Genomic DNA, 25,477 nt, shown 5'->3' on the forward strand with positions numbered 1-25,477 from the left:
GCAAGGAAAGGGGGACTATCGATGCAGTCGAAGCCGGCGACCGCCATCCCGGCAGCAGCTGCGGCTTCGGCCAGCCGGCGCAGGCGGCTGGCCGAAATATCCAAAAACAAACATGTCTACATCATGCTGCTGCCTGTCGTTTTATATTACTTGATCTTTCATTATCTCCCGATGTATGGCGTTATTATCGCCTTCAAAAATTACGCGCCCTTGCGCGGAATTCTCGGCAGCCCATGGGCGGGACTCGATCATTTTCGGGAGTTTTTCAACAGCTACTATTTTTGGCAGCTATTGAAGAATACGGTCCTGATCAGCTTCTATGACCTGCTTTTCGGGTTTCCCGCCCCGATCCTGCTCGCGTTGATTTTGAATGAAGTTACGCATCTGAGGTTTAAACGGCTGGTGCAGACGATCTCGTATTTGCCCCATTTTATATCGCTCGTCGTCATCGTCGGTCTCGTTCTTGATTTTTTGTCGCGCGACGGGCTGATCAACCAATTGATCGTTATGCTCGGGGGCGGGGCGACCCCTTTTATGCAAAAGCCGGAATGGTTCCGGACGATTTATATCGCCACCAACATTTGGCAAAGCGTGGGCTGGGGCTCGATCATTTATTTGGCGGCCTTGACCGCAATATCGCCTGAGCTGTACGAGGCTTCGCGGGTTGACGGCGCGAACCGCTGGCAGCAGCTATGGAACGTCACGCTGCCGGGCATTTTGCCGACAATTGTGATCATGCTTATTTTACGGGTCGGCGACATGATGTCGATCGGCTACGAGAAAATTATTTTGATGTACAATCCGCTGATCTACGATACGGCGGACGTCATTTCCACATTTATATACCGCAAGGGATTGCTGGAAATGAACTACAGCTACAGCACGGCCGTCGGCTTATTCAATGCGGTCATCAACTTTACGCTGCTCGTACTCGTCAATCGTTTGTCACGTCGGTTGAGCGGATCTTCATTATGGTAACCGGTGCACACCTTCCGGCAGATCGGCTTCGGTAAGGAGGCAGTCCATGTACAAAAAAACCTGGGGCGAGAAAGTATTCGACGGGAGCAATTATATCCTGCTTTGTTTACTGGTCGTCGTTACGCTGTATCCGTTTATATATGTGTTAATGGCGTCGCTCAGCGATCCAAAGTTCGTCGCCCAATACCGGGGACTGCTGCTGTGGCCTCACGGCTTTACGCTCAACACGTATACGTTCGTTTTTGAAAATCCGATGATTGCGACCGGCTACCGGAACACGCTGTTTTACGTTTTTGCCGGTACGGTCATCAATATGCTGCTCACCGCACTGGGCGCCTACGCGCTTTCCAGACGGTATTTGATCGGCGGGACGACGATTATGATTTTGATCGTATTCACGATGTTTTTTTCCGGCGGCCTGATTCCCACTTATTTGAACGTCCGCAATCTGGGACTGCTGGATTCCGCGTGGGCGATCATATTGCCGTCCGCGGTGAACACGTTCAACCTGATCGTGATGCGCACGGCGTTCCGGGCGGTGCCCGAAAGCATGGAGGAATCGGCGAAAATCGACGGCGCGAACGATTACACGATTTTATTCCGTATCTTCATTCCTCTTTCGCTGCCCGTCATGGCTGTCATTTTGCTGTTTTATTTGGTACAGCATTGGAATTCCTGGTTCCCGGCGCTCATTTATTTGCGAACCCGCGAGCTGTTTCCGATTCAATTGATTTTGCGTGAAATATTGATTGCAAGCAGCACGGATACGATGACCGCTGGCAACGTGGCGCAGCTGGACCAAATGCCCGTCGGTGAGACGATCAAATATGCGACCATCATCATCGTGACGCTGCCGATCGTATGCGTGTACCCGTTTCTGCAAAAATATTTCGCCAAAGGCATTATGGTCGGCGCGGTGAAGGAATGACGTTTGCGTCGTTAACGGTACAAATGAATTTGACAAACGCACTCGTCCTTGAGGGGCGAAGCCGTTTTTTCTTTGATTGCAGCATAAGTTCCATACTTTGCTTTGCCGATGTTGATAAACGCACCCGCCCTTCAAGGACGGCGCAGCTGTTTTTCCGGGACGATGAAAGTATAAGATTTTAGACTTTGCTTCGCGCAGCCTTGATAAACGCGCTCGTTACCAAATGACGGCGAAGCCGTTTATCCTTGGATGAAAAAACGGAAGCAAGTTATTTATGAATCATTTTGAAAGGGGGCTGAACGCATGAACCGAATGAACCGAATCGATCGAATGAACCGAATGAACAAAGGATTCAGCTTTTCGATGGTGGTCGCGCTGGCTTTGCTGGCCGGAGCCTGCTCCTCAGGCGGCAGCACGTCCAATCCCGCGCCCGGAGAGCCGCCGAAAAAGGAGGAAGCGGCCAAATCGCCGCAAACCGCTCCGGCTCCGGGTACCCCTGCCGCAGGCAACGCCAAAAAGCCGAAGCTGCCGCTCTTCGACAAGCCGGTCGAGCTTTCCTGGTTTGTGGAGCTGGACGCCCGCGTCTCCGCAACGAAAAAGAACTACAGCGAAGTCGAAGCCTTCAAGCTGCTGGAAAAGGAAACTGGCGTCAAAATCAATTTCAAGCATCCGCCGTCCGGCATGGTCAACGAACAATTCAACCTGATGATCGCATCGGGCGACTTGACCGATATTATGACCTCCAGCTGGGCATCCTACCCCGGCGGTCCGGAAAAAGCGCTGAACGACGGCGTCATTCTTCCGCTCAACGAGCTCATTGACAAGTATGCGCCGAATTTCAAACAATTTTTAAACGATCATCCCGATATTAAAAAGGAGATCGTCACCGATAGCGGCACCATATACTCGTTCCCGCTCGTGCGCAGCGAAAACTGGCTTCGTTACGTATTCGGCTTCCAGCTGCGGCAGGACTGGCTCGAACAGCTGGGTCTGAAAGTGCCGGAAACGATCGACGACTGGTATACCGTGCTGAAAGCGTTCAAGGAAAAAAATCCGGGCGGCAAAGGCGTCATTCCGTTCGGAAACCAGACGACCAAGCCGAATTTTTCGGATCTTCCGTTGGCGTATTTCATGAGCGCTTGGGGCAACACCTACGGATTTTATCAGGTGGACGGCAAGGTCAAATTCGGACCGGCCGATCCGGAATATAAACAGTTTCTGGAAACGATGAACAAATGGTACAAGGAAGGGCTGATCGACCCGGATTTTGCGGCAACCGACGCCAAGCAGTTCGACGCCAAAGTGACCGGTCATAAGATTGCAGCGTGGGGCGCATTGCTCAATGGCGGTATGGGACGATTGATGGATTTGATGAAGGACGATCCAAGCTTCAAAATCGTCGGTGCGCCTATGCCGAAAGCGAAGGACGGCAAAAATTACAATTTTCACAAGGACGCTTCGCGCGCTTATACCGGTTCCGGCAATGCGGTTTCGGGCAAGTCGAAAAAGTCGGCCGAAGCGGTCGCCTGGATGGATGCGGCCGGCTGGTCGGAATGGGGCCATAATATTATGAACTTTGGCATCGAAGGAGTATCGTACAACTGGGAAAACGGATACCCGAAATATACGGACAAGGTACTGAAGGACCCGAATCTGCCTGTCGTCAATGCGCTTAATCAATATGCCTTTTCTTCCGGCTCCGGCCGCTTCTTCGATCAGGATGCCCGCTACTTTGAACAGGTGCTTTCATATCCCCAACAGAAGGAAGCCTCCGTGCTGTGGGCGAAGGCTTCGACCGACCGCCAGCTGCCTCCGGTAACGCCGACGCCGGCGGAGTCGACGAAGCTAGCTTCGATCATTAACGAGGTGTACACGTATACGGACTCGATGTTTGTCAAATTCATTAACGGAACGGAACCGCTTTCGAATTTCGACGCCTATATTGCGCGGTTGAAGCAGATGAAAATCGACGAAGCGATACAGATCAATCAGGCTGCCTTGGAGCGGTATAAGAAAAGATAAAGATAGTTACAACGTTTCCCGGGAAAGGAAGGCGCTGGAGCATGACAATCGGAATTTCATTGGTCGGTGCGGGAGGATTCGCCAGAATGCATTTGGAGGCGTACAAATCCGATCCCCGCGCCAAAGTGTTATGGATTTGCGATCCGGATCTGAACCGGGCCCGTCAATATGCCGCCGAATATGACATCCCTAACGTGACGGCCCGCTATGAGGATTCGCTGCTGGATCCCCATGTGAACAGCGTCGACATTACGGCGCCTAATTTTCTCCATAAACCGGTTTCGATCCAAGCGATGGAAGCGGGCAAGGCGGTATTGTGCGAGAAGCCGATGGCGCTTGATGCACAGGAGTCCCAGGACATGGTGGACGCCTCCCGCAGACTGAAGCGGAAGCTGTTCGTCAAATATCACCAGCGGTTCGATCTCGCCCATCAAAAAGCGAAGCAAATGATGGACAGCGGCGAATTTGCCAATCCGGTGCTGGGCTTCGTCACTCTGTTCGCCAATCACCTGCCTTCGATGCTTAATCCGAATCATTGGCGCGGAATCCCGGCGCTGTGCGGCGGAGGCTGCCTGTTTTCCTCCGGCTCGCATCTGCTCGATCTGATTCATTATTTTTTTGGCGATTTACATGCGATTACGGCCGTCAACCGGCAGTTGGTCGCGAACGATCCGAATAAGGGCGACGATAATGCCGCTGTCATCATGGAGTTCAAGAGCGGAGCGCTCTGTCATTTTATCGGCTGCTGGACGTCCGACTACGGAACGCATCGCAGCAAAGAAATTCACGGTACGAACGGCTCCCTGAGCATCGTGGAGGTCGGAGGGGACAAAGGGACGAATACACTTTATCACAAGACGAAAACGTCGAACGACATCGTAATACAAGCGCCGGACTGGTTTCGCCAATCCAATTTTGCCGCAATCCGCCATTTTCTCGATTATTACGAGGACCGGACAGAGCCGCTGTACCCGCTCGAAACTTGCGTCAATTCGATGCGGACGCTGGGGCTCGCTTACGAGTCCTCCGCTCTGGGCAAGCAGATCGTGGTGGATGCATGATGGCTTATGTTCCTGGGTTAGTCCGGCTTGGCCGAAAGGAGGCGGGTTATGCCTGAACTGACGATGCTTAACTCGATGGCTTCCCGCGATTTTGCCGCGGCGCTGGACCGGCTTGCCGGTTGGGGCATCCGGGCTTTGGATTTGAAGGACTCGATATTTGGCAAAACGGTGTTCGATTTGACCCGGATCGAGGCGGAACAGGCGATCGCTATGGCGGAGAGGCGCGGGCAATACGTGTATTGCATGTCCACGGCCATCTTTCAGGATGATATCGAGCAGGGAGAGGCTTCATTCCGGACGGCGCATCAGCGGTTGATCGAGCGGGCCTCGACGGTTGCCGCTGTACTGAAGCCTAAGCTGCTCCGCGTGCTGTCCGCCAAGTCCTCGAAGCGCCATTCCATTACGGACAGCATCCGCTATATGGAGTCGCATCATCCATGGGTATTCGAGGCGTACCGTTCTGTCATCGACCGCTTTCGGGAGGAAGGCGTCATGGTTACGATTGAAAACGATCCGCAAAGCAATATTCTCGGTTCGGTTGACGAAATAACCGGATTTTTCGAACGGCTGGACCGTCCGGATCATACGCATTTTACCTTTGATGTGCAAAATTTATGGCAAATGGGCGTTTTTCCGACGATGGATGTGTACGCGCAGCTTCGGCCGCTGATCGGCTACCTGCATGTGAAAGGGGGCCTTAAGCATCCGGTCACCGGAGAGCTTCAGTGGAAATCATCGCTGGAGGATGCGTCATGGCCCGTTGCGGCGATGTGCAAGCAGGCTGCGGCCGATGGCGTAAGCCCGGTCATCTGCCTCAATCCGCCGCATGGCGCAGCCCGGCCGGGCTGCGATTACAACGGCATGGAGCAGCGGGATTTGGCTTATCTGAAGTCGCTGTTTGCGGCTGAGCTTGAATAGAGACCGCGACGGTCGACTACCTATCGGACCTCATCGCCGTTATTTTCTTCAAAATGCACTCGCCTCTAATGTAACGGACACCAGATGTCTTTATAAGGCAAAAATCTGCCCAATAACGGTCTGTATCAATCAATAGTGCCCCATAGGAGACTGTCGATTAAAGGACGGGAACGGCGAAGCTCAAACACGTTTTATTGTCTTGATTTCATTATACTTTTCGGTAACAATGCAATAAAAAACTCGCCCTGAAGCCATTCTCCAAGCCCTTATCCCTATTAATCGACAGTCTCCTGCGGTCCGTTACATTTTTTATGCACCCCCATTTCTTCAAATAGGGGCTATTCAGTCCGTAAGCCATACATCCGATACCTCATTATTCCGCTCGACACAATTATAATTTCCAGATCAACCAATTTATGCAAGATCCGCCGGGCATGACGGTCCGTGATCCTCAGGTGTCTAGCCAGTTCCATGGGTGTGAAAGGCCGCGGCAGGCGCCGGGCAAAGCGTACGACTTCCGCTTCGAGCCAAGTCAACTCGAACAGCACATCTATTGAGACGAATTTTCACGCCTCCTGTCATTTGTCTCTTGTGCGATATTCGTTTGCATCCATTCTTCATATTTTTGTGCAAATCTTGACACGCAATCCCTCTCCTTTTATTGAGAGTAAAAGCAAACCAAGCGGAAGCTTATTTATGGCCCCTTCGTCATCGTTCCGATGAAGCGGCCGCTTCGCCCGCAGCCTTCGCCTTGATCTGCCGCCATGCTTCGAGCTGCTTCTCCAAACCTTCGATCAGCGCTTCGACGCCGATCTGAAAAGCGGCCGGATCGCCGACGAGCGCAGCGTTATAATCATGTCCCGCCGGGCTGCAGTCGGAAAGGGAGGTCAACAGCTTGCGCAGCTTATTTTCCAATGGTTGGGCCGCTGCGGCCCCGGCATGCCCTGCTGTCGCCGACGCTTGCTCCGCCCCGGCATGTCCTGCTGTCGCCGACGCTTGAGCCTCGGCATGTCCCGCAACTGTCAACGCTTGCTCCATTCCGGTTTCCGCATTTGCCGGCGTTTTCGCCGCCGCTTTCGGCTTAGCGGCGGGTTTCGTCCGCTCCGCTTTATTTTGTTCAAATACGGACCATGTTTCCAGCAGCTCAGGGCCCGATTTGTACAATAATTTGTCCTTGGTGCCGGACGAAATGGTTTTATCCTTGAACAGCCGGGCGATCCGTTTGACGTCGCTGACAGGCAGCTCGTCCCGGGCAATAATTAAAGCGAGCGGATCGCGATGTTCGATCGGCAAATCTTTAATCGGCAGCAGCTGATCCTCGGTCAGCATGTCCTTACGGATATCGGTGCCGCTCACAATCCGCTTTTTGACGGAATCGCCGAACTTCAGCAGGTCGTATTTATTTTTGATATAGGACTCCGGCTTGCCCAGTTTGCTGGACAAATATTTGATCGAGCTGCTGAATTTCGGATCGTTCAACAGCTTGTTGAACGCCTCCGCCTCCTCTATTGGGGAAAAGCCTTCACGCGTCAAATTTTCCGCGATTTGCTCCAAATAAATTTCCAGCTCGTCCGATACTTGGGAGACAATGCAGGGGATCACCGGCAGGCCGAGTGCTTTGCAGGCTTTGTACCGCCGGTTTCCGTAAATGATTTTATAACGGCCGTCCTGGACGGTCCGCACTTTGATCGGAGACAGCAGGCCGAGCTCCCCGATGCTTTCGATGAGTTCCTGAAGCGATTGTTCGTTAAACTGGTATCTGGGCTGATCGGTATCTTCGATAATCAATTCCGTGGCAATTTCGATAATGTCCATGTAAGCTCTCCTATCGTTCGTTACTAAAGTCCCCGGACAATGGGCAAGCTTCCGGAGGCTTGAATCAATCTGTACCAAATAATTATATTATATACTACAGCCCGGATCGTGAAAACGTTATGATCTGCGCATACGGTTAACGATACTTGATGCTTGAGGCTGCGGATCTGACGGATCGGCGGGTATGAGTTCAAGTATGACGGGCGTTTGCGCGGAACATATGCGTCAGGGGGACATCCAGGAAATTGCAGGTGAAAAAGGAGTAGATGGATGCACCCGCATCATGTATGATATTACTACAAAATTGTCGACAAACAGACAGGAAATGGGGGGAGACGGCTTGCAATTTCCAGCCATATGGCTGCAAGGGGATTCGCTCGGCGAAAAAATTTCATGCGAGCTCCGCTTGCGCATTATTAACGGGACGACGGCCCCCGGGTCCGTATTAACCGAAAATCAGCTGGCCGCCGAATTCGGGACGAGCCGATCGCCGATTCGCGACGCGCTGAAAATCATAGCCAACGAAGGCTTGATTCGAATGGAAAGAATGGGCGCCGTGGTCATCGGCCTGAAGCCGCAGGATATGGAGGAGCTGAACGATGTCAGATTTTTATTCGAAGGCTTTGCGCTGCAGCGTTTAGCCGACATTTACGATGAGCTGAAAGTTAAGGAGCTTGGCCAGATTTTGGATAAAATGGAGCTCGCTGCGAGTCATCATGATCCGGTGTTGTTTGCCCATTACGATCTGCTGTTTCACGAAACGATTATTTTAAGCGCCCGGCACACGCGAATTTTATATTTATGGAACAATATCCGGTATGTGATTTTGACCGCTCTGCTGGTTGCTACGGAGCAGCGGTTTGCTGCGAACAAGCAGGAAATCAAGCCGATGATTACCCGGCACAGACTCATCTTGGACGCCTTGGCGTCTCGTGACGCCGCCCGTATCAGCCGCATCGTTCAGGAGCATTTTTTGGATACGAAAAAATCGTGGGGCGAGAGTTTGTTTTAAGCGATAACCGTACCTCTCGACAGTTATGTGCAAAGGGTGATTGCGGTTTATGAAGGCAGTCACTTTTTACCAAAAAAGCTCTATACAACGGGCGGTTCGTTATTTATAATTTAAGTTGTCGACAGGTATACAAGTAATAGCTTTTTAAATATGGGAGAAGGAGCTCACCAAAATGACCATGATGCAGGCAGGCTTGTACATTTCCGAAAAGCAAGTGAAGGCAGATTCCATCGAAAAACCGGCGCCGCAGCCGGGGGAGGCGTTGATCAAGGTGGCGTTCGCCGGCATTTGCGGTACCGATATGATGATTTATTCCGGCAAGCATCCACGGGCGAAAGCGCCGCTTGCCATGGGTCACGAATTTTCCGGCGTGATCGAAAGCATCAACAGCATCGGCAGTCCATCCTCATTCGCGGCAGGCGACCGCGTCGTCATCGAGCCTACGCTTAGCTGCGGTTCCTGTGCGGCATGCCGTTCGGGGGCTTTTCATGTGTGCCAAACGTTAAAGCTGCTCGGCATCGATAAACACGGCGGTTTTGCCGAATATGCCGCAGTTCCGCTCGACCGGCTTCACCGCATCCCGGATGAGCTGACCGACACGCATGCAGCTATGGCTGAGCCTGTAGCCGTCGCCGTGCACACGATCCGCCGTTCTTCTTTGAAGGTGGGCGATGACGTGGCGATTCTTGGCGCGGGCCCGATCGGTCTGCTTGTCGGGCTCATGGCCAAGCAGGCGGGAGCCGGCCAAATCATCATTTCCGATATTAGCCCTTACCGCTTGAAAAAGGCTGAACAATTCGGGCTGACGGCGCTGAATGCCAAAGAAGTGAACGTCACCGAGGAGGTGCTCAAACGGACCGGCGGCAACGGTGCGGATGTCGTGTTCGAGGTAGCCGGCAGCCAACTAACGGCCAATCAAATGATTGAAGCGGTCAGGACGCAAGGACAGGTCGTTGTCGTGAGCGTATACAAGCAGGCGCCGACGATCGATTTGGCCGCCATGCATTTCAGAGAGCTCTCGCTAACGACGACACGCTGCTACAGCAAGGACGATTTTGCCAAGGCGATCCGGCTTATGACCAGCGGAGCGATTGACGTATCGCCGTTTATTTCCCACATTTTGCCGCTTGAGCAGGTGGAGCGGGGTTTTCAGCTGATGGCCGATCCGGAAGCTTCGCTTAAAGTGCTATTCAAACCTTAGTCGAAGGAGTGCATTCAAATGGGACATCAATTATTTGATCTGGAAGGCAAAGCAGCCGCCATCACCGGGGCGACAAGAGGAATCGGGAGGTCTATGGCGATCGCTCTGGCGGAAGCCGGCGCGGATCTGGCGCTGCTGCAAAGATCGCCCGAGCAGACGGAGCTCAAAGAAGAGATCGAACGGTTGGGCAGAAAATGCGTCATCATCCCATGCGATCTGAACGATACCGATCAGGTGAAATCGGCCGTGCCCCGCGTCGTTTCCGAGTTCGGGGCGATTGATATTTTGGTCAATAATGCGGGCATTCAGCGCCGCTCGCCGTCCGTCGATTTTCCGGAGTCCGACTGGGACGAGGTCATGCAAATCAATTTGAAGGTCGTCTGGCTGCTATGCCAGCAGGCGGGCCGTTTTATGGTGCCGAGAGGCAAGGGGAAAATCATTAATACGGCATCGCTGCTCTCCTTTCAGGGCGGAATCACGGTGCCGGCTTATGCGGCTTCCAAAGGAGCGGTTGCCCAATTGACGAAAGCGTTGTCGAATGAATGGGCAAAGCATCATGTGAATGTCAATGCGATCGCTCCGGGCTATGTTGCTACCGAGATGAACACCGCGTTGATTCAGGACCCTGTCCGCAATCCGCAAATAATGGCCCGCATCCCGGCTGATCGCTGGGGCGACCCGGACGATTTTAAAGGCGCGGTTATTTATTTGGCGTCCGAGGCGTCCAATTATGTGAACGGACATATGCTGGTCGTGGACGGAGGCTGGATGGGTCGCTAGTGCGGAGCATCCTTCTTAAAACATGCCCCCTCATTTCCGGAATTTTCCGCGAACCCTTTATAAGGGTCTGCTCTTGCAAGCCCGGTCAAAACTTACAGAGAAGGAGCGGAAGAGTGGAAAAGAAATTGCGGCATCGATGGTTCAGACGTGCAGGGAAGACGGTATTGGGATGTATGTTGGCTTTTCAGGCAATGACGGGCTTTGCCTTGCCGGGCGAAACCGTCGGCACAGCTGCTGCGGCGGACGCCCCGCAAATTGTGGGCACATGGATGTGGAATCCGTATTTCATTGAGAAGGATCCCGACGGCACACTGCAGCAGTTGAGCGACAAAGGGGTAAACCGCGTTTACTTGTTTGTCGATTTGCAATTCCCTGAGGTTTACTATAGCAGCTTTATCCGCAAGGCGAGCGCAAAAGGAATTGAGGTGCGCGCTTTAAGCGGCGCGCCGAACTGGGTGCTCCCCGAGCATAATAAAAAAATGTACGCGTTCATCGATTGGGTAAAACGGTATAACAGCAATGTCCAGCCCGATCAACGGTTCAACGGTATTCATCTGGACGTTGAGCCTTACGTGCTGCCGGAGTGGCGGCAAAATTCCGACGCCGTCATCGGACTATGGATGGATACGGTCAGCGGCTTTAAGCAGGAGGTTCAATCGGATTCCAATTTGTCCGTCGGCATGGACATGCCGGTTTGGCTTAATTCCTTTGAAGTCCGGGATGGCTACGGCGGGAGAACGACGCTGTCCGACTGGTTTATTCAACGGATGGATCAGGTGACGCTCATGGCTTACTTCGACGATGCGAAGGTTATGGCCGAATCGGTCAAGGATGAAATCGCCGAAGCGGACAGGGCGGGCGTTCCCGTGCTTATGGCCGTCGATACGGTAAACAGCGGGGACCCGAAAGGCACCTTCTACGGAAGAAGCCAAACCGCCATGCAAAGCCAGCTGGATGCGTTAAAAGCGGCGATGAGCGGCCATCCGTCGTTCCGGGGTGTCAGCGTGCACGAATGGGATACATGGATTCTATTGGATAAATAATTGTAATATTGTAGTCCAGTTTGCCCGAGGCGGCGGCATGACCAATCGGCCTGTCCTGCCGCGGGAATGACGCAACCGGTACAGTAGTGCTGCTAGCGGACATTCATCTGCTGCGGCCTTTAACGTTCAGGTTGAAACAAGCGAATAGGGCCAGGGACGGACAAGCATGTCCGGACAGTTAAGAAAGCTCCTGTATCAACGGAGCTTTTTTTGTTGTTTAGGAAATTATGCGCAGCATATTTCTGAAATTTCCTGTCGATCATCGATTGTCTTTGTGTTAGGATCAAATCAACTGATTCATTTTTTGGCGGTCATTCCATATGGTTTGTTAGGAGTGTTGTTATTGGGGGAATATGTATTCGTATTATTTGTAGGATTGGCAGCAGGAGCGATCAGCGGCGTTATTGGGACAGGCTCATCCATTATGCTGCTGCCTGTACTTGTTTTTACATTTGGCCCCAAGCAAGCCATACCCATTATGGCAGTAGCCGCTGTCATGGCGAACATTTCAAGAGTTATGGCCTGGTGGCGTGAAATCGATTGGAAAGCTTTTGCCGCTTACTCCATTACCGGCGCGGCTGCCGCAGCAATGGGCGCCAGAACTTTGTGGGTATTGCCGGTGCATGTAGTCGATATCGGGCTCGGCATTTTTTTTGTGGCTATGATTCCTGTGCGGCATTGGCTCGATGCCAAAAAATTACGCATTCGCTTATGGCAGCTTTCCATCGCCGGGGGGATTATCGGTTTTTTGACCGGTATCGTTCTCTCGACCGGCCCTCTCAGCGTGCCGGCGTTCACCTCCTACGGATTAATGAAAGGCGCATTTCTTTCTACGGAAGCTGCCAGCTCGTTTGTGCTTTATGTTACCAAAGTCGTGACGTTCCGCGAGCTGGGAGCGCTCCCGGCCGAACTGTTTTTGCAAGGGGTTATTGTAGGTTCCACACTCATGGCAGGCACGTTCATTGCCAAGCGTGTTGTGCAGCGTATGAGCATTGTTTCGTTCCGGTATGTACTGGATATTCTCTTGTTGTGTTCCGGAGTTTCCATGCTGTGGACGGCGTTTAATTGAATTTGTTTTCCAATTTGAAGTTTGCTTGCAGCGGCAGGTCCAGGGGGAGAGGTCGCCCCCCTCTGCAAAAATTTTCCCTTGACAGGAAAAGCCGGGGTAAAGTATCATGAGTTCTGAAATCGGTTTTAGAGAACGGTTTCAGATACCGGTTTTAGAGAGGTAGCAGCGATGACGACAATTGATGATGTAGCCAAATTGGCAGGCGTATCCAAGAGCTCGGTTTCCAGAGTGATCAACGGAAATTTCCAGTATATGTCGGAAGAGATGAGGGGGAAAATCGAGCAGGCGATCAAGGAGCTTGACTACAGGCCCAACTCGCTCGCACAGAGCTTGAAGAAGAAAGAGACGAAGGTCATCGGCCTTGTCGTCGGCGATTTGAACTCGTTCTGGTCCGTCGCGCTGAGAGGCGTGCAGGAGGAATGTATGCGCAGCGGATACGGTCTGATGGTCAGCGAATCGGCCTGGGATCCCGAGAAAGACTTGGAAAATATCCACATGATGAAGAGCAAACGGGTCGACGGACTTATCGTCAGTCCGATCCGCCAGCACAAGCAGGTCGACGAGCTGTTGACCTCGCTGGACATACCGTATGTGTTTGCGGACAGCACCTGGGACGAGGTTGTATCCGATCAGGTGGTGACCAATACGGTAGCCGGAGCGGTCGAGGCGATGGAGCATTTGATTCAGCTCGGCCACACGCGGATCGGGACGATTTTGTTTACGCTGGAAAATTCGGTCCGCAGAGAAAGACTCGAAGGCTATAAGGAAGCGCTGCGCAAGCACGGGCTGCCTTTGGACGAATCGCTCATTAAAATTTGCAAAGCGGGCAAAGGCACCGGAGTTGAAGCGGTACTCGAGCTGTTGAACAGGCCGGATCGTCCGACCGCGATTTTTTCGACGAATATGCATCTGACCTTGGATGTGCTGAAGGGGGTCAGACAGGCGGGACTGGATGTGCCCGGCGATATTTCGGTCGTCGGATACGACGATTCCGAATGGGCTCCGCTGCTCGATCCGCCCCTGACGACCGTTGCGGTTCCCGCCTTTCAGATGGGAGTTAAGGCTGCATCGCTGCTTATCCAGAAGCTGCAAAGCAAAAAGCCGAAAAAGCCGAAAAAGATTGAGATCATGCCGAAGCTGATCATCCGCCATTCGGCAGCCGAACTGCATCCCAAACAATCGGCGGACGAGGCTTCGGTAGTCCAATTAACCGATCATTCTGCGGCGAAGGAGAAGACGAATGAAAATCACTCGACTGGAATTAATTCACGTAAAGCCTAGATGGTTGTTTTTACGAGTGCATACGGATGAAGGGTTGGTCGGCTACGGCGAACCGATTGTGGAGGGAAGAGCGCTGACGGTCGAATCGGCCATCCGCGAGCTGGAATCGTACTTGATCGGAGCGGACCCGCTTCGCATCGAGCATCATTGGCAGGCGATGTACCGTGGCGCTTTTTACCGTGGAGGTCCCGTACTTGTAAGCGCAATCAGCGGAATCGAGCAGGCGCTCTGGGATATTAAGGGAAAATTTTACAACATGCCGGTGTATGAAATGCTGGGCGGAGCATGCCGCCATAAAATCCGCATGTACGCGCACTGTCACGGCGATACGGTGGAGGCATCGGTCCGTACTGCGCTGGAGCGCAAGCAGCAGGGCTTTACCGCCATCAAAATCGGGCTCGAAGCGCCCGTGCAAATCGTCGACAATTTGGCGTATTTGGAACGGCAGGTCGAACGTCTGGCTTCGATCCGCAAGGCGGTCGGCAGCGAGATGGATATTGCGATCGACTTCCACGGCCGGGTGAGCCCGGCGATGGCGATTCGGCTGGCAGCCGCCTTCGAGCCGTATTATCCGATGTTTATCGAGGAGCCGTGTCTGCCTGAAAATGTGGATCAAATGGTTAAAATATCGCAGTCGACGACGATCCCGATCGCCACGGGCGAGCGGTTGTTTACGAAATGGGGCTTTCGCGAGCTGATCGAAAAGAAAGCGGTATCCATTGTCCAGCCGGATTTATGCCATGCCGGAGGCATTCTGGAATCGAAAAAAATTGCGGCGATGGCGGAAAGCCATTACGGCGCAGTTGCGCCCCACAACCCGCTGGGACCGATATCACTGGCGGCCTGCTTGCAGCTCGATACATGCACGCCCAATTTCATTATTCAGGAGCATCCTACGATCCATGACCGGTCGGATTTGGGGGTCGGATTCCTGAAGAAGCCTTTTCAAATCGTCGACGGCTATATTCAAGTGCCCGAAGGGCCCGGTCTCGGCATCGAGCTGGATGAAGAGGCGCTGCAGGAGCGAGTGTATGAGGGCAACTGGGATACCCCGCGATTGTATCATGAGGACGGTTCCGTTGCGGATTGGTAGGCACAAGCCTGCCTTTCCCGCTTCGTAATAAAATCAATGTATAAATGGGAGGGTTTTCAATGAAAAAAGCTGTAAAAGGATTGACAGCGCTTACAATTATTGCATCCATGCTGGCGGCCGGCTGCTCTTCGCAGGAAGGCGCATCGACCGGCAATCAATCGGGCGCCCAGGGCGGAGATCAGACGAAAAACAGCTCCGCGCCGGCCAAGAGCAGCGGGCCGGTTACACTGAGGATCATTTCTCCGACCGTGGTCGAAAAGCCGGAAGGCGAAGTGGAAAAGAAATTTGCCGACGATTACATGGCCAAAAACCCGAACATAAAAATCGAATTTATCGGCATTCCGATGAACGACGTATACGGCAAAATCATTACGATGGCAACGGGCGGCGATATGCCCGACATTTTCGTCAACAGCCCGGAATTTTACGCCAAAGCTTATGAAATGGGCCTGACCGAAGATTTGAATTCGCTGCTCGGAGCGGATTATGTGAAGGGCTTTCATCCCGCTACATTGAAGGAAGCCGTTCTGGACAACAAGCTGCAGTTCGCGCCGTTTTTTACGATTCCGACCGGGCTGCTGTACCGCAAGGACTGGTTTGAAAAAGAAGGCATCAAGCCGCCTGAAACATGGGACGAATTCGTCGAAGCGGCGAAAAAGCTGACCAAGGATACGGACGGAGACGGCAAAAAGGACCGTTGGGGCTTCGCCATGGTCGGCTCGAAAAACGGCTCCGGCGGCTCGCGCTTCATTCCGATCATGCGCACCTTCGGCGCAGCGGAGCTGGTCCAGAACGATAAGAAGGAATGGGCGAATACGCAGTTCAGTTCGCCGGAAGCGGTGCAGGCGTTCCAGCTGTACGGCGACCTGGTCAATAAGTACGATGTCGTGCCGCCGGGCCCGCTGCAAACGTCATACGCCGAGGCTGTCAGCCTGATGGCATCGGAAAAAACAGGGATGATGGTAACGGGGCCTCATTCGATCGGAGCCATCCTGAAGCAAAATCCGGCGCTGGAAGGCAAGCTCGCAGGCGCACCGCTGCCGCACGCTCCGGGCAAAAGCTCCTCATCCGTACTCGGCATGCTCGGCTTCTCCGTCTCGGCCAAGAGCAAGTATAAGAAAGAAGCTGCGGACTACATCAAATTTATTTTGGAAAAGCAAAACCAGCTGGAATGGAACAAAGTAACGGGCCGATTCCCGACCCGACTCGAAGCCAGCAACGATTCGCAGATCAAAAGCCCGGCGCTCGAAGGCTTCCTGAAAGCGATGGATTTCGCGTTCCAGGTACCGAATGTGCCGTTCTACGCGAACGTGCAGGTTGCGGCGGCGGAGGGCTACCAGGCTGTCATCGCCAAGCAAGCCAGCGCGGAGGATGCGGCCAAGAAGGCGGCGGCGTCAACGCAAAACGAAATCAAGAACAACAAGTAGCGGAGGCTGTTTTATAGGGAGGAGCCCCCGGGCTCTTCCCGTATAAAGCGAAGAAGGAGGTAGGCTCAGTGAGAAGGTCATACGCATATCAAGCTCCTTGGTCGGGGTACTGGTTTATATTGCCGGCGCTGCTTACGATGCTTGTGCTAATCGCCTATCCGTTAGTATTCGGCGTCTATATCAGCGGTTTCGATACGAATCTCATCAACAAATGGAAATGGGTCGGGCTTCGTTATTATACGCAGGCCCTGTCGGATCCCGAGTTTTTTCATAAAATCGGCCTTACGTTCAAATTCGCCTTCATGGTCGTTATCGGCAACATGGTTGTCGGGACGCTGCTCGGCATTTTGCTCAATATGAACATCCGGTTCCGGTTGTTTTTCCGGGCCGTTCTCATTTTACCGTGGCTGTTTCCCGAGGTTGTGGTCGCGCTGCTTTGGAAGTGGATGTACAATCCGCTGTACGGCTTGTTCAATTACATTTTGCAGGGACTGCATCTGATCAAGGATCCGATTCCTTGGCTGGACGACCCGGGCTTTGCTATGGTCGGCGTCGTGATCGCCTGTATTTGGAAAGGCTATCCGCTGGTCATGATTCTCGTTTTGGCCGGACTGCAATCCATCTCCAAAGATTTGTACGAAGCCGGTGAAATCGACGGCGGCAATAAGTGGCAGCTGTTCCGCAACATTACGCTGCCCGGACTTATGCCGGTGCTGCTGGTAACGATTATTTTGGAAACCGTATGGTGGTTCAAGCATTTTACCATCATCTGGCTGTTGACGGCCGGAGGGCCGGTTGACGCCACAAGCGTGATCAGCATCGATATTTACAAGATCGCGTTCACGGATTTCCGGTTCGGTCGGGCGGCGGCGACGGCGGTTCTTGTATTCATCATCTGTTTCGTCATCAGCTATTTGTACAGGAGGTTCTTGACAGATGATAAATAAACGACGCATATTGCTGGAAAACAGTCTATCGTACGCGATTTTGGCGCTGGTGGGCATTGCCGTCCTGATCCCGGTGCTATGGATGCTGTCGACGTCGTTGAAGAACGACACCGAAATTTTTACCATTCCGCCGAGATGGATTCCGATGGAAGCGACGATAGCTCCGTATCAGCGTATTTGGACCGACTATCCGTTTGCCCGCTATTTTTTAAACAGCTTTATTGTCGTATCGTTGTCGACAGTCATTTCGCTGGTGTTTTCCTGCCTGGCGGGATATGGCGCTTCGCGGTTTCATTTTAAGGGCAAAGGCCTGTTTCTGACGTTTCTGCTCGTCACGCAAATGTTTCCTTCGATTATGCTGCTGATCCCTTTTTATAAAATTATTCAAACGCTCGGGCTGATCAACACGCATACGGCGCTCATTATGACTTATATTTCGTTTACGATTCCGTTTTGCTCGTGGATGATGCTCGGCTATTTTCAAAGCATACCGAAGGAGCTGGATGAGGCGGCCGCCATCGACGGCTGCAGCCGGTTCCGGACATTTGTGCAAATCGTGTTTCCGCTCAGCCTGCCCGGTGTAGCCGCAACCTCGATCTATTCGTTTATAACGGGTTGGAACGAGTACATGTTCGCGCTTGTGCTGACGCAGTCGGAAACGATGAAAACGGTGCCGGTCGGGATCGGACAGCTGATCGGCCAATATAAAATTATGTGGAACGATATGATGGCCGCCTCGCTCGTGGCGATCATTCCGCTTACGATCATCTTTTTGTTTTTTCAACGGTTTCTGATCAGCAGCTTGACGGCAGGCGCGGTCAAATCATAACGATTTCGAGGAAAAGGACAGGTGGCACGATGAAAATTACGAAGCTGGAAATTATACATGTGAAGCCGAAATACTCGTTTCTGAAAATACACACTGACGAAGGAATTACCGGAATCGGCGAAGCTTGCCTGGAGGGCAGGGCGCGGGTTGTTGAAATGGCGGTGCATGATTTTGAATATTTGCTGCTTGGCCAAGACCCGAGAAGGATCGAGCATTTGTGGAATTTGATGTACCGGGGCACGTTTTACCGGGCCGGAGCCATTATGTGCAGCGCGATCAGCGCCATCGATCAGGCGTTGTGGGATATATGGGGGAAAAGCCTGGGCTTGCCCGTATATAAGCTGCTGGGTGGAGCCGTAAGGGATCGGATCCGTGTCTACAAGCACGTGAACACCGATGAAAAAGCGGCCACCGACGACATGGACCGGTTTATCGCGCTGGCGAAACAGGCGGTTCAGGAAGGCTACACGATGATCAAAACGGCGCTTCCGGGACCGGCGCATATTCTCGAAACGAAAGGCTTCATCGACCGTCAGACACAGCGGATTGCGGCATTGCGCGAGGCGATCGGACCGGATATCGATTTCGGCATCGATTTTCACGGGCGGGTCAGTCCTGCGCTGGCGATGCAGCTGATCAAGGAATTCGAGCCGTTCAAACCGATGTTTATCGAGGAGCCGTGTCTGCCGGAAAATGTCGATTCAATGGTAACGATTGCGCGATCGACGACGATTCCGATTGCGACCGGCGAAAGACTGTATACCCGATGGGGGTTCAAGGATATATTGGAAAAGCAGGCTGCAGCTATTATACAGCCGGATCTTGCACATTGCGGAGGCATTACCGAGGCGAAAAAAATCGCAGCCATGGGCGAGGTGTACTACACGGGCTTCGCGCCGCATAATCCGCTTGGGCCGGTCAATCTGGCGGCAAGCATTCAGTTGTCCGCGACCATTCCAAGCTTCGTGGCGCAGGAGCAAATTACACTCGGCGAAGGGCTGATCAAGCAGCCGTTCGTATTGAAGGACGGCTATATCGAGCTGCCGACCGCACCGGGTCTGGGCGTAGAGCTGGACGAGGAGAAGCTTGCCCCGCTGCTGTACTCCGGCGACTGGAAGCTGCCTTACTGGATTCACGAAGACGATCAATCGGTCGCGGATTGGTAATCCGGCGAATGGGAAGGTCAAGGCCACCCGGCACATCGTTATGGTGTTTGCCGGGCGGTTTTGTTTTGTCCGTTTCCCGCATACGCGGTCGACATGCGGCGGGGAAACGCCTATTCCGGTGTTAAGGACCTGAGTAGACTGTCGATTAATAGGGATAAGGGCTTGGAGAATGGTTTCAGGGCGAGTTTTTTATTGCCTTGATACCGAAAAGTCTAATCAAATCAAGGCAAAGGCAATAAAACGTGTTTGAGCTTCGAAGTCATCTCCAAAGCCTTTCTCGTCCTTCAATCGATAGTCTCCTGAGCGCCGTTATTTGCTGCTATTTTATCGTTTTAAAATTGTAACGGACATGCGTGACCTTACCGGACTCGCCAGACGCGCATTGGTCCCGTTTTCAACGGGATAAGTACTCTTAGGTCCGTTACATTTGGAAATCGTATATTCGGTCACAAATAAGGAGGCATAGTGTCCGTTAGACTAGAAAATTAGGTGGTATCGATGGACTGGAGGGCGTTTAAGGAAACGAAGCCGAATCGAAGAACGGAAGGAATGATAAACACGCACGTCCCTTAAGGACGGCGAAGCCGTTTATCCTGGAATGTGTTTAGGCAGCGGCATTCTATGCGAAAAAATAGAAATATTTTACAATATATATCCAAATAATGGGAACGTAAGTTCTGTCGTTAAAAATGGTGGAACGGTATGGATGAATATGGTAGATTAAAAAGAGATTGGAAGTATAAGCGGTTTATTGCCTACCGTCTCCCTGTGAGGCGGATTCCACCCATGCGGCGCCGCCGCAACAGGAGAGTGTCTTATGGAAACGAGAGCTAACCCGATCCCGCTGCAAAACCGGATCGCCAGCATTTTCGTGCATGTCTCGGATTTACGCCGGGCCGCGGCATGGTACAGCGAATTGCTCGGCCTGCCGCTGCAGGAAAACCAGTTGAACGGAGGGCCTGTATATTTCTTCCCTCTCCCCGGGACTGGACTTGTACTTGACAACAATGCGAACAACAGGAAAAATCCGGACTGGCGCGAAGATATGCAGCCGCTCGTCATGCTCGCTGCCGACGACATTGATAGCGCTTACGAATACGTCAAAAGCAAGGCGGAGCCGCTATTTGAACCGGAGCGTCATCCCGGAATGGCTTATTTTAACTTCCGTGCCCCGGATGGCCGGGCTTATATGGCCTGCTGGTCGGAAGGCGGCGGACAGGACTCGGCCCCGCCGGAAAGTGCAAGCCCGATTCGACCGCGCATCGGAGGCGTGTTCATCAACGTGCGCGAAATGAAGGCTGCAGCCGATTGGATCAGCGATCTGCTCGGCGTGGCTCTGCCGGACGATGCCGCAGACTCGTCCATCTGCATCGTCCCCACTTCGCGCGGCGCTCATCTGCTGCTGGATGACAACCGCGCACGTCGCGGCGAGACGTTTGAAATCCCGTTCATGTTCGACTCGAACGATATCGATGCCGCCTACAGCTATGCGGCCGATCGCGGAATGACGATATTCCATGGCATCGAGCGATTGAACACCGTTGCCTATTTTACGTTGGCCGATCCGGACGGCAACCTTGTCATGGTATGCCAAGAAAGTTAATTATAGGAGGCTGCGGCGATGGATTGCAGACTGGGTTGTGGGGCTTGCTGCATCGTCATATCAATATCGTCACCCATTCCGGGCATGCCGAACGGGAAGCCTGCGGGCGTGCGCTGTGTGCAGCTTACCGACGAGAACGGCTGCAAGCTGTTCGGCAAGCCGGAACGGCCGGCCGTATGCGGCAGCTTAAAGCCGTCAAAGGAGATGTGCGGCAGCTCCGACGAGGAAGCGTTCTTGATATTGAAGGCGTTGGAGGAGGTTACCAGCCCTTCAAACGCAAAGCGGATTTTTGAGCGGCGGTAGCGTTCTATTTTTCATACAACCGGATGGGCTTTTGAATTTCGGCATAGTTTTCTTCGATGTCCCTTTGAATCGATTCAAGGATATGCAAAGCTTCCTGCCGCTTTTGCCGATCCTCCATCGACCGGATTAGCTGCTGAAGATGCTCGATTCGCGTTTTCGTTACAAATCTCATAAAGTTCCCCCTGGGGATACTGTATTCATGGAAGGCGGGACTCGATAAGCTCTCCCTTCCGTTTCATACTTATACAGTTCGTGCCGGTACGGTTATTTCCGGGGATTTGGGAGGAGGCTGCCTGTTGAACAGGCGGAGATGAGGTGAAAGGTGGTCAGAAGCGCCAGGCCGGTTGCTCCAAGATACAGCATCCCGTCCTTCCCGACAGCTGCACGGCCTTGCTAAATGCCAAAAGGAAGCTGGTGGTTCCAATTAAGGCTGACATCTTTTGAATTTCCAACGACCAGGTCTAGCTGCAGCGGCGACTTGAGAATGGTATCAGAAATTTTAATGGCATTGGCCGTAATGTCCGGCTTCGATTCTGCAGCTGCGTTGGCAGCAACCAGTCCAAAAATTGTCGATACAAGTAGCTTTAATCCGCATAGCATACGCTTTTTCACCCGCGACCTCATTCCCTCCGTATACCATAATAATCCAATAAGTTAAAATTATTCCTTTTTTCCAAAATTCACAAAATGGCTTTTCACTCAATTTCATGTCGAATAGTATCGCGGTTGAGGACGAACTGTCGGGACTTACTTGATAATCGGGGACGGTACTTTATAATGGAACTATCGGATTTATATCATTATTTACATATAATTGTTTTCGGATGACGGTTTTCGTGATGCCGCAAGGTGTGCTGAGACTGTCTCTATTGGATACCGACAAAAGCAGCAAGGGAGTAAAGAGACGATGGATGAATTCATCGATATATCGAATGGGAGCTCAGGCTCCGAACGATCGTCGGGACGGGCGCGGGTACTTGTAATGACCGCCGTGGAGGCGGAAAAGGAAGCCGTGCTGCGCGGGCTGAAGGGGGACAGCCGGTTTGACGTGATGACGGCGGGCGTAGGTCCGATCTTAGCCGCGGCCAGTACGGCCGCTGTCCTCGCGGCTGCGCAATCCGCCGGATACGGGCTGGTCGTAAGCGCCGGTATCGGCGGCGGCTTTGCCGGCAGGGCGGAGCTCGGCTCGTTGGTCGTGTCGGACGCGATGGTCGCCGCCGATCTGGGAGCGGAGACGCCCGAAGGCTTCCTGAGCCTGGACGAGCTCGGCTTCGGCTTCACCCGGATCGACGCGGATTCCGCTCTGGCGGAACGGGTGGCAGGGGCCTTCCGCGCCGCAGGTCTGCAGGCCGTCAGCGGCCCCGTGCTGACCGTCTCGACCGTGACCGGTACGACGGAGACCGCCCGCGCATTGGAGAAGCGGGTACCCGGCGCGGCGGCCGAAGGGATGGAAGGCTTCGGCATTGCGGTCGCAGCCCGGAACTGCGGCCTGCCCGCGTTGGAAATCCGCGCGATTTCCAACGCGGTCGGGCCCCGCGACCGGGACGCGTGGCGGATCGGCGACGCTTTGAAAGCTTTGGAAGCAGCAAGCACAGTACTCGTGGAGGTGTTAGCATGAAAATCGCATTTTCTCCTTGTCCGAATGATACATTCGTATTTCATGCCTGGGCGCACGGGCTCATCCCCGGCGCGCCGGAGCTCGATATTTTATACGCCGATATCGATATCACGAACAGCTTGGCGGCAAGCACCGACGGACCGGACGTGCTGAAAATTTCGTATGCGGCATTGCCGTGGGTGCTGTCGGAATACGCGCTGCTGCCATGCGGCGGCGCGCTGGGCCGGGGCTGCGGGCCGCTTGTGCTGACGGCCGACCGTTCTGCTGCAGACGAAGGGCCGGCCGTCATCAGCGGCAAGCGGGTAGCGGTTCCGAGCGAACGCTCCACCGCGTATTTATTGTTCCGGCTGTGGGCGGCGCAAAACGTTCCGGGAGGCGTCGGCGAAATTGTCGTTATGCCGTTTCATGAAATTATGCCGGCGGTGCGGGACGGCCGCATAGACGCCGGGTTGGTGATCCACGAAGCCCGTTTCACGTATCCGAATTACGGCTTGACGATGCTGGCCGATATGGGCAGCTGGTGGGAGACGGATACCGGTCTGCCGATTCCGCTTGGGGCGATTATCGCACGCCGGACGCTGGACCGGCAGGCGATCGCCGGCTGGATCAAAGCTTCCGTCGATTATGCTTGGGCCCACCCCAAGGAGTCGCGCGAATATGTGCTGAGCCACGCGCAGGAAATGGACCCGCAGGTAGCTCAAGCGCATATCGATCTGTATGTGAACGAATTTACCGCCGATCTTGGCGAGAGCGGCTACGCCGCCATTGCGGCACTGCTGGGCCGGGCAGCGGATGAAGGGCTTGTGCCGAAAATCGATCCGGCGCTCCTGCGGTAACGCATTGCCATCGCCGCCTGCAACCATGCAGCCATACGCTTGCGCGGCATAAATGGATCGTCTGAAAAGTCCCTCCATTGACTGAAAATCGGAGGGGCTTTTTTTTGTTATTTAGGAAATTATGCGCAGCATATTCCGTGCATAATCGAGGGCTCTCCCAAAAGTAAGGTCAAGAGTTGCTTGCAATCTTGACGAAACCCGGTGGATACGGGTTAGCGGAATTCGCTTCAGGGCTTCACTTCACATTTGGGGGACTTTGTTCATTATAAAGTACCATTGTAAAGAAACAATAAGCTCCATACTTCTTTGCTTTGCCAATCTTGATAAACGCCTCCGCCCTTGAAGGACGACGAAGCCGTCCGTTCTGGTCCGCATGCGCAGGTAAGCTCGCACGATTCAGTGTTGATAACACGGTTAGCTTAAATTCCGGTAAGTTCCGGAAAAGCTTCCGACGGCCGGACAATAATCCGATTGACAACGGGAGAGAGACTGATTATCATTATCAGTATAAAGATGCAGCATTGTACATATTTTCCTCGATGTAAGTCAGTCTTAACATGGAAACCGGCAGCAAGCTTTTATTTCTCAAACAATAGTGTTTTTTCGATGGAAAGCAGCAGTGTGGTTTAATTTTGCAAAATCATGATGCTATCAATAGAAGCAGACACATGCTTTAAAAGGAGTAGGACGTTCATGCACAACGTGACTTATCCGGCTTGGGCCGCACGTTACGGCATTTCATTCACCGAACCGGAAGCAGGTACGGTGCTGGCGCTTCGGGATTTGATGAATGATGACGCGTTTTTCCCGTTTATACACTCATTCGCCGACGATTTAAGCGCCCCGGCGCTGCAGGTGGCCGGCTCGTTGTTTTTCAAACGATACTGCCTGATCATCGCAGGGGCACTGCACGGTTATATACATTGCCGCAAAGCGATCGACCTGTCGCCGGAGCTTGTTAAGCTGGTCTGGAACGATAACGCGCTTCGTCTGGCGGCGGCGCGGGCGGAAGAGCCGTCATGGCTGGGTGGGCTGCAGGGAGACGAGCGGAGGCGAACGGTTTATTTCGATCGTCTGATTGCGGATCAGGTGTGTCCGATGCTGCGTCGGGTTGTCGAGCTGACACGGGCGGGCGAAGATACGTTATGGGCGACGTTATCGTACTCGTTGGCTTACTGGAAAAACGAATGGCTGCATAACGATGCGCTGACCGAGGCGGATCGCGGCAGGATTGAGGACGATTTTGCGGAGCTGCTCGGCACATTCAGTCAGGAAAGATACCCGGGTCTCGATCGTTTTCCGCTAATAACCGATTTTCGCCAGGCGGACAATACGCTCGATCCGGAGAAGCCGATTTTGATCCGTGCGAAATGCTGTTTATTTTATTGCCTTCCGGGAAAAGATCGGCATTGCTATACATGCCCGCGAATTACCGAGGAAATGCGGATGAAGCGTTACAGTGAAGTACATGCGAAATGAATGAGGCGGCCGGAATAATTCCAGCCGCCTCTTTGAGACTGTAGATTAAAGGGGATAAAGGCTTGGAG

Annotated in this window: 24 protein-coding genes; 21 read left to right on the forward strand and 3 right to left on the reverse strand. The window is 53.2% G+C overall.

The window, feature by feature from the left end:
• Positions 1-21: 21 nt before the first annotated feature.
• From E1757_RS19670 to E1757_RS19690, 5 genes are all read left to right on the forward strand, one after another.
• Positions 22-978: an ABC transporter permease gene (locus E1757_RS19670; RefSeq protein ID WP_133231212.1), complete on the forward strand. Its 957-nt coding sequence runs from the start codon at positions 22-24 to the stop codon at positions 976-978.
• A 46-nt stretch (positions 979-1,024) separates the two neighbouring features.
• Complete coding sequence (locus tag E1757_RS19675) at positions 1,025-1,906, forward strand: carbohydrate ABC transporter permease (protein ID WP_133231214.1); 882 nt, start codon at positions 1,025-1,027, stop codon at positions 1,904-1,906.
• A gap of 303 nt (positions 1,907-2,209) precedes the next feature.
• Positions 2,210-3,928, forward strand: coding sequence for a type 2 periplasmic-binding domain-containing protein (locus tag E1757_RS19680; RefSeq protein WP_133231216.1), 1,719 nt, complete (start codon positions 2,210-2,212; stop codon positions 3,926-3,928).
• A 41-nt stretch (positions 3,929-3,969) separates the two neighbouring features.
• Positions 3,970-4,989, forward strand: coding sequence for a Gfo/Idh/MocA family protein (locus tag E1757_RS19685; RefSeq protein WP_133231218.1), 1,020 nt, complete (start codon positions 3,970-3,972; stop codon positions 4,987-4,989).
• 48 nt (positions 4,990-5,037) lie between these two features.
• Entirely contained in the window at positions 5,038-5,907 is an 870-nt protein-coding gene (locus tag E1757_RS19690; protein WP_133231220.1) for a sugar phosphate isomerase/epimerase family protein, read from the forward strand.
• A gap of 708 nt (positions 5,908-6,615) precedes the next feature.
• Here the strand turns inward: E1757_RS19690 and E1757_RS19700 are convergent.
• The gene (locus E1757_RS19700; protein ID WP_133231222.1) at positions 6,616-7,722 is read right to left on the reverse strand and encodes a ParB/RepB/Spo0J family partition protein; all 1,107 of its coding nucleotides are present in this window, start codon (positions 7,720-7,722) and stop codon (positions 6,616-6,618) included.
• A gap of 340 nt (positions 7,723-8,062) precedes the next feature.
• On the opposite strand from E1757_RS19700, the gene E1757_RS19705 reads away from it, so the two are divergent.
• The 13 genes from E1757_RS19705 (at position 8,063) to E1757_RS19765 (ending at position 21,476) form a co-directional block, all read left to right on the forward strand.
• Entirely contained in the window at positions 8,063-8,734 is a 672-nt protein-coding gene (locus E1757_RS19705) for a GntR family transcriptional regulator (RefSeq protein WP_133231224.1), read from the forward strand.
• A 172-nt stretch (positions 8,735-8,906) separates the two neighbouring features.
• On the forward strand, positions 8,907-9,935 hold the full coding sequence (locus tag E1757_RS19710) for a zinc-dependent alcohol dehydrogenase (protein WP_246079305.1): 1,029 nt from the start codon (positions 8,907-8,909) through the stop codon (positions 9,933-9,935).
• Between the two features lie 18 nt (positions 9,936-9,953).
• Positions 9,954-10,715, forward strand: a complete 762-nt coding sequence (locus tag E1757_RS19715) for an SDR family oxidoreductase (protein WP_133231226.1) — start codon at positions 9,954-9,956, stop codon at positions 10,713-10,715.
• Between the two features lie 113 nt (positions 10,716-10,828).
• Positions 10,829-11,758, forward strand: a complete 930-nt coding sequence (locus tag E1757_RS19720) for a hypothetical protein (RefSeq protein ID WP_133231228.1) — start codon at positions 10,829-10,831, stop codon at positions 11,756-11,758.
• Between the two features lie 343 nt (positions 11,759-12,101).
• Entirely contained in the window at positions 12,102-12,827 is a 726-nt protein-coding gene (locus E1757_RS19725; RefSeq protein ID WP_133231230.1) for a sulfite exporter TauE/SafE family protein, read from the forward strand.
• Positions 12,828-12,995: 168 nt separating this feature from the next.
• A complete protein-coding gene (locus tag E1757_RS19730) occupies positions 12,996-14,108 on the forward strand; it encodes a LacI family DNA-binding transcriptional regulator (protein WP_133231232.1) in 1,113 nt (370 codons plus the stop codon).
• Positions 14,068-15,201 (forward strand): galactonate dehydratase, encoded by a 1,134-nt coding sequence (gene dgoD / locus E1757_RS19735; RefSeq protein ID WP_133231234.1) that lies wholly within the window; start codon positions 14,068-14,070, stop codon positions 15,199-15,201. Before E1757_RS19730 ends, dgoD (E1757_RS19735) begins: the two co-directional genes overlap by 41 nt.
• Positions 15,202-15,260: 59 nt before the next feature.
• On the forward strand, positions 15,261-16,628 hold the full coding sequence (locus E1757_RS19740; RefSeq protein WP_165972185.1) for an ABC transporter substrate-binding protein: 1,368 nt from the start codon (positions 15,261-15,263) through the stop codon (positions 16,626-16,628).
• A gap of 68 nt (positions 16,629-16,696) precedes the next feature.
• The gene (locus tag E1757_RS19745) at positions 16,697-17,575 is read left to right on the forward strand and encodes a carbohydrate ABC transporter permease (RefSeq protein ID WP_220446509.1); all 879 of its coding nucleotides are present in this window, start codon (positions 16,697-16,699) and stop codon (positions 17,573-17,575) included.
• On the forward strand, positions 17,565-18,404 hold the full coding sequence (locus tag E1757_RS19750; protein WP_133231238.1) for a carbohydrate ABC transporter permease: 840 nt from the start codon (positions 17,565-17,567) through the stop codon (positions 18,402-18,404). Before E1757_RS19745 ends, E1757_RS19750 begins: the two co-directional genes overlap by 11 nt.
• A gap of 29 nt (positions 18,405-18,433) precedes the next feature.
• Positions 18,434-19,570 carry a galactonate dehydratase gene (gene dgoD, locus E1757_RS19755; protein WP_133231240.1) on the forward strand — a complete coding sequence of 379 codons (1,137 nt, stop codon included), beginning with the start codon at positions 18,434-18,436 and terminating at the stop codon, positions 19,568-19,570.
• Positions 19,571-20,387: 817 nt separating this feature from the next.
• Complete coding sequence (locus E1757_RS19760; protein WP_133231242.1) at positions 20,388-21,173, forward strand: VOC family protein; 786 nt, start codon at positions 20,388-20,390, stop codon at positions 21,171-21,173.
• Between the two features lie 18 nt (positions 21,174-21,191).
• The gene (locus E1757_RS19765) at positions 21,192-21,476 is read left to right on the forward strand and encodes a YkgJ family cysteine cluster protein (RefSeq protein WP_133231244.1); all 285 of its coding nucleotides are present in this window, start codon (positions 21,192-21,194) and stop codon (positions 21,474-21,476) included.
• A gap of 4 nt (positions 21,477-21,480) precedes the next feature.
• Here E1757_RS19765 and E1757_RS35880 read toward each other — a convergent pair whose 3' ends face one another.
• Together E1757_RS35880 and E1757_RS19770 are read right to left on the reverse strand one after the other, a co-directional pair.
• Positions 21,481-21,648 carry a hypothetical protein gene (locus tag E1757_RS35880; RefSeq protein ID WP_165972186.1) on the reverse strand — a complete coding sequence of 56 codons (168 nt, stop codon included), beginning with the start codon at positions 21,646-21,648 and terminating at the stop codon, positions 21,481-21,483.
• Positions 21,649-21,869: 221 nt separating this feature from the next.
• The gene (locus tag E1757_RS19770) at positions 21,870-22,088 is read right to left on the reverse strand and encodes a hypothetical protein (protein WP_133231246.1); all 219 of its coding nucleotides are present in this window, start codon (positions 22,086-22,088) and stop codon (positions 21,870-21,872) included.
• Between the two features lie 295 nt (positions 22,089-22,383).
• Here E1757_RS19770 and E1757_RS19775 point away from each other — a divergent pair, with 295 nt between their 5' ends.
• The 3 genes from E1757_RS19775 (at position 22,384) to E1757_RS19785 (ending at position 25,409) form a co-directional block, all read left to right on the forward strand.
• Positions 22,384-23,094 (forward strand): futalosine hydrolase, encoded by a 711-nt coding sequence (locus tag E1757_RS19775; protein ID WP_133231248.1) that lies wholly within the window; start codon positions 22,384-22,386, stop codon positions 23,092-23,094.
• Positions 23,091-23,930: a 1,4-dihydroxy-6-naphtoate synthase gene (locus tag E1757_RS19780; protein ID WP_133231250.1), complete on the forward strand. Its 840-nt coding sequence runs from the start codon at positions 23,091-23,093 to the stop codon at positions 23,928-23,930. The genes E1757_RS19775 and E1757_RS19780 overlap by 4 nt, the downstream gene beginning before the upstream one ends.
• A 693-nt stretch (positions 23,931-24,623) precedes the next feature.
• Entirely contained in the window at positions 24,624-25,409 is a 786-nt protein-coding gene (locus tag E1757_RS19785) for a hypothetical protein (RefSeq protein WP_133231252.1), read from the forward strand.
• Positions 25,410-25,477 lie beyond the last annotated feature (68 nt).

The organism is Paenibacillus piri (assembly GCF_004354045.1).
GTDB lineage: Bacteria > Bacillota > Bacilli > Paenibacillales > NBRC-103111 > Paenibacillus_S > Paenibacillus_S piri.